The organism is Vibrio sp. dhg (genome assembly GCF_003443775.1).
In the GTDB taxonomy this organism is placed as follows: Bacteria; Pseudomonadota; Gammaproteobacteria; order Enterobacterales; family Vibrionaceae; genus Vibrio; species Vibrio natriegens.
In genome coordinates, this window is the sequence record NZ_CP028943.1 from 674,175 (window position 1) to 687,817 (window position 13,643).

The window sequence follows — 13,643 nt, forward strand, 5'->3', positions numbered from 1 at the left end:
TTGAAAGAGTTAGGGGGATATTGAATAAAAGGACTTCGGAAGATAGCCGACGGTAATTGGAAGGTTTTAATGCTTTCTAACTACAGAGATTAAAACGCAGGCATGTGGATACCTGCGTTTGTAAATAGAATAACAGGGGTTAAAAGAGCTTGCTCGACCAGCCTAGTTTGTTTCTCAGAACGTGGTAGTAACTGTAGTCTTTTGGATGAACAAGTTTTAGCACATTAGGGCTCTGGTAAATGTGGATCTCGTCGCCCGGAGAAACAGGCAAAGATACCTGGCCATCACAACTGACTTCTTGCGTGCCACGATTTTCTGGAGATACCAGCAGTTTGATACGGCGGTTACCATCGACGACCAAAGGTCGGCTGGAAAGTGTGTGCGGGAACATCGGTACCAAAGAGATCGCGTTCAAGCTTGGTGAAAGAATTGGACCTCCACCAGAAAGCGAGTAGGCGGTAGAACCTGTCGGAGTCGATACGATCAAACCATCTGCACGCAATGAAAAAGCGAAGCTTTCATCGATATAAACTTCAAATTCAATCATATGTGCGATTTGGCCAGGGTGGAGTACAGCTTCGTTTAAAGCGGCGTTGTGACTTTTAATTTGGCCATGTCGATGCACTTCAGCTTCAAGTAGAAAGCGCTCTTCTTCAATATACTCACCGTCCAGTACAGCTTTAAGGGCGGCTTGGAAATCATCTGGATTTAAATCCGTCAGAAAGCCTAAGTTACCTCTGTTGACACCAATTACGGGAACGTCAAAACGAGATAAAATTCGTGCGGCTCCGAGCATATTACCATCACCACCGACCACAATCGCCAGATCTGCGTTTTGTCCTAGCTCAACTAAGCTCGCAAACTGCTTTGGCGGGATCTCGTCTAAAATTGCAGTAAGACGATCGTCAATAAATACTTGGTAACCTTCTGATGTCAGCCATTGGTACAGCTCACTATGAGTCTGAATAGCTTGTTGATCTCTAGGTTTACCGATAATCGCGATCACGTTACATGGATTTTTCATAGCATTTCCGCATTAAAGAGGCTTGAATCAGGAATCTTCATCCCCATAATAATGGCAAGTTACCTAAATATGCGAATTTTTATGTGTTTAAAGCCCGCAAAAAACGCATGGCTTGAAGGGCATTACGTTGAATTCTGGAGATATCATGAGCAACGAAGAAAACAAAGTTACAGAAGAAGAGCTTGATCAAATCATCGAAGAGGCTGAGAAAGTGGAAGCAGCAGCTCAAGAAGCTGAAGCGGAGCTGGAAGAAGTTGGTGACGAGAAAGACGCTAAAATTGCTCAACTAGAAGCAGCACTACTGTCTAGCGAGACAAAAGTGAAAGATCAGCAAGACGCGGTTCTGCGTGCAAAAGCTGATGTCGAGAACATGCGTCGTCGTACTGAGCAAGAGATCGATAAAGCGCGTAAATACGCTCTGAACAAGTTCGCAGAGGAACTGCTTCCTGTTATTGACAACTTAGAGCGCGCAATTCAGGCGGCAGACACAGAAAATGAGGTCATTAAGCCGATCCTTGAAGGTGTGGAACTGACTCACAAAACCTTCGTTGATGTGGTTTCTAAATTTGGCCTGAAGGAAATTAATCCAGAAGGCGAGGCATTCAACCCTGAATTCCATCAGGCTATGTCTATCCAAGAGAGCCCGGATCACGAATCAAACACGGTTATGTTCGTTATGCAAAAAGGCTACGAACTAAACGGCCGTGTTGTTCGTCCAGCAATGGTTATGGTTGCTAAGTAAGCTTTAATACCGCTGAAAACAATTTGAAAATGCCCATCACATTAGTGATGGGCATTTTTTATTCCATCAATTGCACTATTTTGTTATTCACCCTAGAAATTGAAAGTTGATCTTCTTCAAATATTTTCTTATTGGGGATTATTTCTCTTATAGTGAAAAATTGTTCAGTTTTTATTCTGCGTTTCGAACTCAAGCTTCATAACTTCCTGTAATTACTTACTTTGTGAAAGCTTGTGCTGGATGTTGGGGAGGTATCTAGTGATTTTTGCTGATATTCAGTGTTAACAAATTTGTAAACTTTCACTTTATTTTGTAACTTCTCTGTGTATGATTTGCGACGAATGCTTTAAAAGTAAGCATATATAACTACAAAAGCGTTAATAGCAAACACAACATATCGGAGATTTACGATGGATAAATCGCTTTCTAGTAAGATTTTTGTCGGCTTGTTTGCCGGCCTCATTTTGGGAACTGCAATCCAATACTTGTTTAACGGTGTTGCGATTTTTGACACTTACTTACTTGGAACGGCAGAAGGTGTGGGCGGCATGTTCGTCTCGCTGATTAAATTGTTAGTTGTTCCTTTGGTTTATGTCTCAATCGTATGTGGCATTGTTGATCTTAAAGATATCAGCGCGTTTGGTCGCCTTGGTGGTAAAACCTTTGCGCTTTATATCGTTAACACAATTATTGCGATTACAGCTGCTTTGACAGTCGGCCTTATTTTCCAACCAGGTGCAGGTGCTAATTTAGCCGGTACCGTTGCTGAAACCGTTAAACTGACCACAACTGAAACGCCAGATATCTTTTCACTCGTAGTTAACATTGTTCCTAGCAATCCAGTTCAGGCATTTGCTAATGGCGACATGCTACAAATCATTTTTATGGCAATTCTGACCGGTTTGGCGATTCAAGCTTTGGATTCTCGTGGTGGTCCTGCTATCCGTACCTTTAAGATGGCTAATGAGATCATGATGAAGCTTGTTGGGTTGGTGATGAGCCTTGCGCCTTACGGTGTATTCGCACTGATGATTCAATTAGGTGCGACTCTGGATGCAAACACGCTAATGTCCGTTGCAGGTTATGTTGCTTTGGTTGTGACTATGCTTGTGTTCTGGATTTTCGTTTTCTATCCAATGGCGGTAGGTCTTGCTACAGGCACGTCTCCGAAGACATTTCTTCGTGCGACTCGCGAGCAGATTCTATTTTCTCTATCCACGGCAAGCTCAAACGCGACCATTCCTGTAACTATGCGTACTCTGACAGATAAGCTACAGGTGTCTAAATCAGTTGCTGGTTTTGGTGTGCCACTAGGCGCGACAATGAACATGTCAGGTGTGTCTATCTATATTGCTCTGGCTACATTGTTTGTCGCGAACGCTTTTGGTCAGCCTATTAATACTTCGGACATTTTCACCCTAGGCTTGACGATTCTTCTGTTATCGATTGGTGCAGGTGGCGTTCCTGGCGGTGGTGTTGTGATGGTTGGGGTTCTGCTTCACCAACTTGGTTTGCCACCAGAAGGCCTGGCAATTATTGCCGCGGTTGACCGTATTAATGACATGTTCTGTACCTCATCAAACGTGGTGGGTGATACCGCAGTCAACACTATTGTTGCAAAAACAGAAGGTGAGATTGGTAAAGAGGAGAGCGTTGATGCTGAGCCAGTACAGGCAAATGCATAGCAACGTTACTCAATAAACAAGAAAGCGAGCTATTACGGCTCGCTTTCTTGTTTTCTGGGCCATGAGTGCCCATTTTCTCTTGGTTAGTGTTGCTTTATTGAACGACAGTGATGTGACCTAATCCTAACTAATCAGAAAGAAAGCGATTAAATCAGAAAAAAAACGCTTTTTTTCAATTCTGCCCTTGAAAAGCATTTTACCGCCCTTATCTATGTGGCATAGAGAAGCAAACATTGATTATTTTTGTTTGTGAGCAAGGGTTGAAACCCGATTCTCCTCCCCCCACATTGGGGTTATAACCAAACGAAAATAGAATTTATTCGGAGATAGCCAGATGGGTAAAATCATTGGTATTGACTTAGGTACTACTAACTCATGTGTTGCTGTATTAGACGGCGACAAACCTCGTGTAATTGAAAACGCAGAGGGTGAACGTACTACTGCATCGGTTATTGCTTACACTGATGGTGAGACACTAGTAGGTCAGCCAGCAAAACGTCAAGCAGTAACTAACCCTGAAAACACGCTATTTGCAATTAAGCGTCTAATCGGTCGTCGTTTTGAAGACGAAGAAGTTCAGCGTGACATCGAAATCATGCCTTACAAAATCGTTAAGGCTGACAACGGTGACGCTTGGGTAGAAGCGAAAGGCCAAAAAATGGCTGCTCCTCAGGTTTCTGCTGAAGTTCTTAAGAAAATGAAGAAAACTGCTGAAGACTTCCTAGGTGAGGAAGTAACTGGCGCAGTTATCACAGTACCTGCTTACTTCAACGATGCTCAGCGTCAAGCAACAAAAGATGCGGGCCGTATCGCAGGTCTAGAAGTTAAACGTATCATCAACGAACCAACTGCAGCAGCGCTAGCTTACGGTCTAGACAAGAAAGGCGGTGACCGCACTATCGCTGTTTACGACCTTGGTGGTGGTACATTCGATATCTCAATCATCGAAATCGATGAAGTTGAAGGCGAGAAAACGTTCGAAGTTCTAGCAACTAACGGTGACACTCACCTAGGTGGTGAAGACTTTGATAACCGTCTGATCAACTACTTAGTTGACGAGTTCAACAAAGAGCAAGGTATCAACCTTAAGAACGATCCACTAGCAATGCAGCGTGTTAAAGAAGCAGCAGAAAAAGCGAAAATCGAGCTTTCTTCTACTACTCAAACTGACGTAAACCTACCTTACGTTACTGCAGATGCGACTGGTCCTAAGCACATGAACATCAAAGTGACTCGTGCGAAACTAGAATCTCTAGTTGAAGACCTAGTACAACGTTCTCTTGAGCCTCTAAAAGTAGCTCTAGCTGACGCTGACCTATCAGTAAGCGAAATCACTGACGTAATCCTAGTTGGTGGTCAGACTCGTATGCCTATGGTTCAAGCGAAAGTGGCTGAGTTCTTTGGTAAAGAAGCTCGCCGTGACGTGAACCCTGATGAAGCGGTAGCGATGGGTGCTGCAGTTCAAGGTGGTGTACTTGCTGGTGACGTTAAAGACGTACTGCTTCTAGACGTAACTCCACTGTCTCTAGGTATCGAGACAATGGGTGGCGTAATGACTAAGCTAGTTGAGAAGAACACAACTATCCCAACTAAAGCAAACCAAGTCTTCTCTACAGCAGAAGACAACCAGAGCGCGGTAACTATCCACGTTCTACAAGGTGAGCGTAAGCAAGCGATGTACAACAAGTCTCTAGGTCAATTCAACCTAGAAGGCATCCAGCCTGCACCACGTGGTATGCCACAAATCGAAGTAACTTTCGACCTTGATGCGGACGGTATCCTACACGTATCAGCGAAAGACAAGCAGACTGGTAAAGAGCAGAAGATCACTATTCAGGCTTCTGGCGGTCTAAGCGACGAAGACATCGAGAAAATGGTACAAGAAGCAGAAGCTAACAAAGAAGCGGACAAAAAGTTCGAAGAGCTAGCAACTGCACGTAACCAAGCAGACCAAATGATTCACGGTACTCGTAAGCAAGTGGAAGAAGCGGGTGAAGCACTTCCAGCTGAAGAGAAAGAGAAGATTGAAGCTGCAATTTCTGAGCTAGAAGAAGCGCGTAAAGGCGAAGATAAAGAAGCTATCGACGCTAAAGTTCAAGCGCTAATGACTGCTGCTCAAAAACTGATGGAAATCGCTCAGCAACAAGCTCAAGCACAACAAGGTGCTGAAGCTGGCGCTCAAAAGTCTGCAGATGACGATGTTGTAGATGCAGAGTTCGAAGAAGTTAAAGACGATAAGAAGTAATTCAACATTAGGGTAATTTGATACTCTGGTAGAAAATTACCATGTTGGAAACACTTATTGGAATCTTTGCGGGCGTTTGAGGTGACTCTAACGCCCGCATGTTTGTAAATAGCCCAGTCTTTCTAGCTAAGCGCTTTTCAGAGAAAGCTTTTATCTAAAACGATATTAACACCAAGCGGCAGCGGCCGTTTGCAGTACTACATTGGTGACGAAGAACATGTCAAAACGTGATTTTTACGAAGTATTAGGCGTAAGCCGTGATGCATCAGAACGTGATATCAAAAAGGCGTATAAGCGTCTTGCAATGAAATTCCACCCAGACCGTAATCAGGGTGATGATTCTGCTGCGGATAAGTTTAAAGAAGTAAAAGAAGCGTACGAAATTCTCACTGATCCTCAGAAGAAAGCGGCTTACGACCAGTACGGTCATGCTGCTTTTGAACAAGGCGGCGGTTTCGGTGGCGGCGGCTTTGGTGGCGGCGGTGCTGATTTCGGCGACATCTTTGGCGATGTATTCGGTGATATCTTTGGTGGCGGTCGCCGTGGTGGTGGCGGTGGTCATCGTGCACAACGTGGTGCTGACCTTCGTTACAACATGGAACTGACTCTAGAAGAAGCCGTTCGCGGTGTAACAAAAGAAATCGAAGTTCCAACACTGGTTCACTGTGATACTTGTGATGGTAGCGGCGCGAAAAAAGGCACGTCAGCTGAAACCTGTGGTACTTGTCATGGCCACGGCCAAGTACAAATGCGTCAAGGTTTCTTCGCGGTTCAGCAAACCTGTCCAACCTGTCATGGTAAAGGTAAGATCATCAAAGACCCTTGTAACGAGTGTCATGGTCAGGGCCGCAAACAGAAAACCAAAACACTTAACGTTAAGATCCCTGCCGGTGTGGATACGGGTGATCGCATTCGTCTGTCTGGCGAAGGTGAAGCGGGAGAAATGGGCGCACCAGCAGGTGACCTATATGTTCAGGTACACGTAAAAGACCACCATATTTTTGAGCGCGATGGCAACAATCTATACTGTGAAGTACCAGTAAGTTTTGCCATGGCAGCACTAGGTGGTGAAGTAGAAGTACCAACATTGGATGGCCGAGTTAGCCTGAAAGTACCATCAGAAACGCAAACTGGCCGTATGTTCCGTATGCGCGGTAAAGGTGTGAAAGGTGTTCGTGGCGGTGGTATCGGTGATCTCATCGTTAAGTTGGTTGTAGAAACCCCGGTGAACCTAAGTTCACGTCAGAAAGAGTTGCTAAAAGAGTTTGAAGAATCTTGTGGTGGCGAAGCGGCGACAAAACACAAGCCTAAGTCAGAAGGTTTCTTCAATGGCGTTAAAAAGTTCTTCGATGATCTGACGAGCTAAAGCGACCCACAATTCAAAATCACAAAGGCCTGCAGAGATGCAGGCCTTTTTGTTTTTAGACGAAGCTCAGTTCCAGCATGTACTTGGTGACTCAACATTGGTTGCAGTAAGTTTGAGTGCATTGATTCCTGAGGGGAAGCAACTGTCCTCATCTTGGCCAAGATCGGATTTCGCTGTTGCCGTGATGGTATAAGCCGTGGTTGCGGAACTCACGATAGAAAAAGTAAAGCGATCATTTGCAGAATCACAGATCGAGCAATTGCCTCCCGAAATAATAGAGCTCCAGTCATACCCTCCATCATAAGAGGTTTCCAAAGCCAGTTGGATACGGCTGATATCGCTCAGTGCCACCGTTCGGTGCGACTTAATGACATGATTTGTGTACGAGGGATAAGCGATAGCAGAAATGATCCCGACAATCACGACGGCTATCAGTAATTCGATCAATGTCATCCCGCTTAATCTTATTTTGTCTCTGTTACAACAATATATTCGAATCATTACGAGTAGTTCCCTTTTCACTTTTACGGCTATTTTTCGCAGGTGATAGCATCTGTGCAAGATGAATTACAGTTGACTAGATGTTTGCATAGGAATTTGGGAAATGCCTCGCGGGTTTACGTTATTGGAGCTACTTATTACGGTATCGGTGCTGAGTATTTTATTGGCAGTTGCGGCACCAAGATTTAGTCGTGTTTCACAAACAGTACAGATGCAAGGTCTTGCAACAGAACTCTTTGGTTTTCTGAATCAAAGTAGGTCAGAAGCGGTAATGAGAAATGAAAAGTTGTATGTACATTTTTCGATGGATAAAGGTAACACCATTAATAAAGGAAATTGGTCACTTAACTTGACGGATTCCTCCGTTGCTGGCGGAACGAGCATTTTACATTTATCCGGTTCACCTTATTCAGAGCTATCGATAAATCATAACTATGACGCGAAATATATAAGCTTTGAAGAAGTAAGAGGACGGCCGAACTCTGGGAATATAGAGTTCTTTTCGACTAACAATCAGAATTCCAAACTGAAAATCAAACTTTCTAACCCTCCTGGTCGTATTAAAGTTTGCAGTATGTCGGGAGCAAAATTATATGACTACTCTAAATGTTAGGCTGCGCTATCAAAGAGGCAGCTCTTTAATCGAGTTAATGATCAGTTCTTTAATTGGTTTAATTCTATTAGGTGTGATTGGCTCGGTCTTTCTTAGCTTGCAAAAAACAGCAAGAGATAAAAGTTTGGAGTTGCATCTCCTACAGGGGATTAACCTTACTTTTGCAATGATGAAAGAAGATATTCAACGAGCTGGTTACGATGGCGGAAACGGTAATTCGCTCAAGGTATCTGGCTCTATAAATACAATAACGTTGAGCGGCGCTTCTTCTGTTGGTTTTGTTTATTTCAAACAAGGCTCTCCGGATAACAAAGACTATCGAAATATTAAGTATGAGAAGCGCGATACTCGACTTTTAATATGCGAAAAAGGTGTGGTTTCACAAGCTCAAATATTAACTTTTGATGGTATAGATTTTTGTCGATCTTTATTTGATGAAGATATTTTGCACGTCACTCAATTTTCAGTGAGTTCAGGAACCGTTACGAATGGAAAAACGACAAGTGCATTAACCGACATCCAATTAGGTTTACAAACGGTTGATGGCTCTTTTAGCAAAGTGGAAACAGTCTCAATTAAGCAAAGGAACTGGCAATGAAATTTAAGTCTAATCAATCAGGCTATGTCGCACTGCTGGTGACTTCCATTCTTTTGCTGCTTGCTTTGATTGTGGTTCTTGCTTCATCAAAAGGTATCTTTTTTCAAATCAAAGTTGCTCAGAATGAGTTAAGAGCTCGACAGGCGCATTGGAAAGCTGAGGGTGGGCTGGAATGTGCATTTTCTAAAGCTAAACTAGAGAAAAAGATACCCGCCACGGTAGATGATTGTAAAACTGCAATGGAACTCAATGGATTAACTTTTTCTGCTGGAGAATTTAGTGTCGTTACTTCTGAATTAGAAAACGCAAGGCTTCGGAAAATCATCAAGTTTCCAGCTGTTGGCGGGGCTGGGGCTATAAAATCTACTTCTGATCTTGTTATTAATGGTTCCTATACGAGTTCTGCTGATCCCGGAAAAAGTCTCGGAAATAATTTATGGGAATGCACGTCGGTTCTCTACTCCAATTATTTCTATGCTACAAGCGTGAGCACACGTCATCCCTATCAAATGTCTAAAAAGCCTTACGCAAAATTTCCAGATAGCAATCCTGGACAATTGCAAGAATGTGCAACAACTCATTACAGTTGGGCAAAGAGTGTTGCTAACTCTGAAGATGACTATCGAAAATCTTCAAGCATGGATCCTTTTAAGGATGTATTTGATGTGCCACGAAGCGAATGGTTTGATGTGATGTCTAACAACTCGCTGTTTGGTTATGTGCCACTCTCATTAAACCCTGGCACTTTGGACTCTGAGAAAGATTTACCTAAGCCTAGTTTCAACGACAAGTGTGCGGAAAATATCGTAGACAACATTAAAACCGGCAAAGATCTGGTTTGGGTCTATGGCGGATGTGAAATAAATACGGCGGGCTTTTCCAGCATCAAATCTGCTATTGATAAACACTTAAGTGGTAGTGGCATTATTTTAGTCGTTCAAGACGGGATTTTATCTACGAGAGGAACTCAGGACTTTACTGGCATGCTCTATCACTTTATTTCCCCCCTATATGCTGATCCGAAGGGGGTTGTTCCGGACTTTGCTGGTTGGGATAAACTTGAGAACCATAAAGATTTAAAAGGGGTGATTTCTGCACTTGCTGCTACCGTACCAATGAAAAAGGAAAGAGTCGGCTACTTCCAACATGGCTCTTTTAACCCTCTAGGAGGTTTTGTAATGGATGCACCTGGCACTTTCGCTCTTTTCAACGCCGCATTAGATTTTCAGTACAATCGTGATGTGATTGATGAACCGTTGAAAAAGATCAAAAAAGTATATTGGAAAAAAGGCTCCTGGAATGATCTCTAAACAGCAAGGATTTAGTTTACTCGAAGTCTTGATTGCTTTTCTGCTTCTCGGAGTAGGAGCATTAGGTTTAACAAAGCTAAATGTGTACTTAGAGCGCGAATCGGACTATGCGATTCAAAGTATCGAGGCTCTTCGTCTGGCCGAAAACAAACTCGAATGGTTCCGCACCCGAGGTGCATCTTCTGCCGTTTCTGTAATACCTATCGCCGATTTCGATTCTATCGCGACTGGCTCTTCAATTTCAGGCGCTTACAGTCTTCAATGGCAGGTGCCTCCCGCAACGATCTCTGGGTCGCTTAAAACGATTACTGTTACTTCAAGCTGGGAAGACAGGATGGGGCAGACCCAGTCTGTTCAGTTGAAAACGATGATTTCTCGTTATAGTGAATTTGATAAGTAACGCTTCTCCAGTGCGTCATTATTGCTTTAAAAAGCATCGTCGCTTTTTTCCTACGTCCTTTTCAGGTTTATTTCCATCAGTTAATGGAGGGTTTTAGAACTGTTAACGTGAATGATGTGCTGCTGTTTTTATTATGTTTCATCCGGTTGCCATTTTTGCAAAATGTGTCTCCAAATATGAAAAAATACTAGCATCTTGTACTTTTTATCTTGGTTTTAACTAGAATACTTGGCTGAAAACAGGCCGCAATAAATTATTCCAAAAGGCCATAGCACCAACATCATTCATTATGGAGTTACCATGAGTAACCAAGCAATTAATAAGGCGCCATCTTCTAAGCCGAGTGGGATGGATCGCTTTCTAAACTTTATTGAGCGTGCAGGTAATAAAATTCCTGATCCTGCAATTTTGTTCTTTTGGGCACTAGTCATTACCTGGGCGGCATCTGCACTTTTATCGAATGTCTCTTTCGATCTTGTAAACCCTAGAACTGGTGAAACTTTAATCATCACTAACTTGTTGACAGGGGAAGCGTTGGCTAGCTTCCTTGCAAATATGGTGACGACATTCACTGGCTTTGCACCACTAGGTATCGTATTGGTCGCTATGTTAGGCGTAGGTGTTGCTGACTCTTCGGGCTTTATCACCACGGGCCTTAAGAAGATGCTGAGCTTTACACCTGCGAAGCTTCTTACTCCAATGCTTATTCTGGTTGCTATTGTATCGCATACTGCTGCAGATGCTGGCTACGTTCTGGTTATCCCTCTGGGTGGTATTATTTTCCATGCAGCAGGCCGTCATCCTCTAGCGGGTATTGCGGCAGCGTTCGCGGGTGTATCAGGTGGTTTCTCTGCAAACTTTATTCCTTCTGGTATCGACCCACTGTTGGCTGGTTTCACGCAAACAGCAGCACAAGTTCTCGATCCTGAATACGTTGTTAACCCTCTAGCAAACATCTTCTTTACTGGTATCTCATCAGTAATCATTGTGGCTATCGGTTGGTACGTTACTGAGAAAATTATTGAGCCACGTTTAGCGAAAACCCCAGTAGATGAAGATGCAGAAGCCGCTCCTGACCTAGGTTCATTCTCTGAAATTGAATCAAAAGCATTCCGCTACGCGGGTTGGTCGATGCTGGCTGGTATTGCTCTTCTTGTTGTGGCGTTAATTCCTGAAACCTCAGCATTACGCTCACCTGAAGGCGAGATTACTGCATTCTCAGCACCAATCATGAAGTCGATCGTTCCACTGATCTTCATTCTGTTTATCATCCCTGGTTACGTATACGGTAAAGTTTCTGGCACATTCAAATCCAGCAACGACATCATTAAGGCGATGGCAGACACCATGTCGACGATGGGTGCTTACATCGTTATGTCTTTCTTCTGTGCTCAGTTCCTATCAGCATTTGCTCAGTCAAACATTGGTACGATGCTGGCGCTATACGGCGCTGAAGGTCTGAAAGCAATGAACCTTCCGGGTGAAGCTACGATCATTGGTATGATTTTGCTAACGGCTTCGGTAAACCTGCTTATTGGTTCTGCGTCTGCGAAATGGGCTCTAATTGGTCCAATTCTGGTTCCTATGCTAATGGCGGTTGGCATCTCTCCTGAGTTGTCTCAGGCGGCATACCGTGTTGGTGACTCTGTATCGAACATCATTTCACCTCTGATGGTATTCTTCCCACTAGTGGTGGTGTACTGTCAGCGTTACGTGAAGTCGACCGGTATTGGTACGCTTGCATCACTGATGATGCCATTCTCGATCGCTATGCTGATCGGCTGGTCAATCTTCCTAATTGTTTACTGGATGATTGGTATTCCTCTAGGTATTCAAGCGCCGTACACTTACACCATGTAAGTCGTAACAGCTTAAATTTGAAAGCGCAGATCGCAAGGTCTGCGCTTTTTTTGTTCTTTCTTTTGGTTAGGAGACGGTAATCTCTAACGTGACTGTAGCGTGTCGAAAGTTAGTGGTAATATTGGCCCGTCGCACATTCACTAATCTGGAGTCCCTTTGTCAGACCTTCAATTTACTCCCCAAGACGAACAATTTATGCGTAGAGCCATCGAATTGGCTGAGCTGGCTGAAGCGGAAGGAGAGGTGCCTGTTGGAGCCGTCTTAGTAAAAGATGGAGAGGTTATTGCAGAGGGCTGGAACCGCTCTATTTGTACTCATGACGCGACTGCCCATGCAGAAATTCAGACTCTGCGCAAAGCGGGACAAGTATTAGAGAACTATCGTTTATTGGATACTACGCTTTATGTGACATTAGAACCTTGCCCGATGTGTGCTGGAGCGCTGTTACACAGCCGTGTTAAGAGAGTGGTATTCGGTGCGCCGGACCTGAAAGCCGGGGCTGCAGGGACAGTGTTAAACCTGTTCGAAAGTCAGGCAGCATACCATTATGCAATGGTTGAAAAAGGGCTGTTAGAAGCCGAGTGCCGAGATCAGCTCCAAGCTTTTTTTAAACGCCGCCGTAAAGAGATTAAGGCAAAGAAACAGGCTGAAAAAGCGTTACAGAGTGATCAGACAAAGAATGGGAATTGAGGAAGAGAGATTCAGCAAACATCTACGTTCGGGTAGATGTTTGCTTCTTGTATCAGTGATTCACTAAGTGAATGAAAACACGATGGCGTTCACTGATTTTCTTTTTCATGCTCGTCAGTTTGCGCTTACGACGAATTGCCGCCACTGTATTATGCAAACGCTTTGACTGAACCTTACGTCTTCTCATATTCTAAACCTCTAGCAGACAAGACTACGAACACCCTCAAGTAGACACTGATTGTGTCTAACTAACCTAAACTCATCGTTATCACGTCCAACAATTCACTTTTTCATGCACAACGTAATCAACCCCACTTACACAAAACGTGGTGTGTAGTCGGCGTCCAGTTAGGCATGGGAAATTGCAACACTGATAATGGGCCGAGCGTCATCGATGAAATTTTCAATCGCAAAGACGTTCATATCCCGACCTCAGATTAGTGGACAACCATTAGATGACATTCTAATAATCAGCGTCATGTTTAATCGGGAGAGGGTAGCCAGCCGAGTATATTGCGCTCAAAATATCTAACTAACGTTTTAATATTAAGGGGTTACAATATTGGTCATTAAGTTTGTTTGCACTTACTTTATGATGCTGACCGAACT

General features: G+C 43.7%; 13 protein-coding genes. 10 read left to right on the plus strand and 3 right to left on the minus strand.

The window, feature by feature from the left end; all coding sequences use genetic code 11:
- Window positions 1-139 precede the first annotated feature (139 nt).
- The gene (gene nadK / locus DBX26_RS03110; protein WP_014230981.1) at window positions 140-1,024 is read right to left on the minus strand and encodes an NAD(+) kinase; all 885 of its coding nucleotides are present in this window, start codon (window positions 1,022-1,024) and stop codon (window positions 140-142) included.
- 145 nt (window positions 1,025-1,169) lie between these two features.
- On the opposite strand from nadK, the gene grpE reads away from it, so the two are divergent.
- The 4 genes from grpE to dnaJ all read left to right on the plus strand — a co-directional run bounded on the left by grpE (window position 1,170) and on the right by dnaJ (window position 7,062).
- The gene (grpE, locus tag DBX26_RS03115) at window positions 1,170-1,766 is read left to right on the plus strand and encodes a nucleotide exchange factor GrpE (RefSeq protein WP_020333678.1); all 597 of its coding nucleotides are present in this window, start codon (window positions 1,170-1,172) and stop codon (window positions 1,764-1,766) included.
- 410 nt (window positions 1,767-2,176) lie between these two features.
- Window positions 2,177-3,451, plus strand: coding sequence for a dicarboxylate/amino acid:cation symporter (locus tag DBX26_RS03120; protein ID WP_014230983.1), 1,275 nt, complete (start codon window positions 2,177-2,179; stop codon window positions 3,449-3,451).
- Between the two features lie 334 nt (window positions 3,452-3,785).
- Window positions 3,786-5,696, plus strand: coding sequence for a molecular chaperone DnaK (dnaK, locus tag DBX26_RS03125; protein ID WP_014230984.1), 1,911 nt, complete (start codon window positions 3,786-3,788; stop codon window positions 5,694-5,696).
- Window positions 5,697-5,913: 217 nt separating this feature from the next.
- On the plus strand, window positions 5,914-7,062 hold the full coding sequence (gene dnaJ / locus DBX26_RS03130) for a molecular chaperone DnaJ (protein WP_020333682.1): 1,149 nt from the start codon (window positions 5,914-5,916) through the stop codon (window positions 7,060-7,062).
- A 66-nt stretch (window positions 7,063-7,128) separates the two neighbouring features.
- On the opposite strand, the gene DBX26_RS03135 is transcribed toward dnaJ, so the two are convergent.
- Window positions 7,129-7,563, minus strand: a complete 435-nt coding sequence (locus DBX26_RS03135) for a type IV pilin protein (protein WP_118117827.1) — start codon at window positions 7,561-7,563, stop codon at window positions 7,129-7,131.
- Window positions 7,564-7,666: 103 nt separating this feature from the next.
- Here DBX26_RS03135 and DBX26_RS03140 point away from each other — a divergent pair, with 103 nt between their 5' ends.
- The 6 genes from DBX26_RS03140 (at window position 7,667) to tadA (ending at window position 13,034) form a co-directional block, all read left to right on the plus strand.
- Window positions 7,667-8,176, plus strand: a complete 510-nt coding sequence (locus DBX26_RS03140) for a GspH/FimT family pseudopilin (RefSeq protein ID WP_118117829.1) — start codon at window positions 7,667-7,669, stop codon at window positions 8,174-8,176.
- Window positions 8,157-8,774 (plus strand): PilW family protein, encoded by a 618-nt coding sequence (locus DBX26_RS03145; RefSeq protein WP_118117831.1) that lies wholly within the window; start codon window positions 8,157-8,159, stop codon window positions 8,772-8,774. The genes DBX26_RS03140 and DBX26_RS03145 overlap by 20 nt, the downstream gene beginning before the upstream one ends.
- Entirely contained in the window at window positions 8,771-10,084 is a 1,314-nt protein-coding gene (locus DBX26_RS03150) for a hypothetical protein (RefSeq protein WP_118117833.1), read from the plus strand. The genes DBX26_RS03145 and DBX26_RS03150 overlap by 4 nt, the downstream gene beginning before the upstream one ends.
- Entirely contained in the window at window positions 10,074-10,484 is a 411-nt protein-coding gene (locus tag DBX26_RS03155; RefSeq protein WP_065296412.1) for a prepilin-type N-terminal cleavage/methylation domain-containing protein, read from the plus strand. The genes DBX26_RS03150 and DBX26_RS03155 overlap by 11 nt, the downstream gene beginning before the upstream one ends.
- Window positions 10,485-10,784: 300 nt before the next feature.
- Complete coding sequence (locus DBX26_RS03160) at window positions 10,785-12,344, plus strand: AbgT family transporter (protein WP_014230991.1); 1,560 nt, start codon at window positions 10,785-10,787, stop codon at window positions 12,342-12,344.
- 156 nt (window positions 12,345-12,500) lie between these two features.
- Window positions 12,501-13,034: a tRNA adenosine(34) deaminase TadA gene (gene tadA / locus DBX26_RS03165; RefSeq protein ID WP_014230992.1), complete on the plus strand. Its 534-nt coding sequence runs from the start codon at window positions 12,501-12,503 to the stop codon at window positions 13,032-13,034.
- Window positions 13,035-13,086: 52 nt separating this feature from the next.
- Here tadA and DBX26_RS25720 read toward each other — a convergent pair whose 3' ends face one another.
- Window positions 13,087-13,221 (minus strand): hypothetical protein, encoded by a 135-nt coding sequence (locus DBX26_RS25720; RefSeq protein WP_086027116.1) that lies wholly within the window; start codon window positions 13,219-13,221, stop codon window positions 13,087-13,089.
- Window positions 13,222-13,643: the final 422 nt, after the last annotated feature.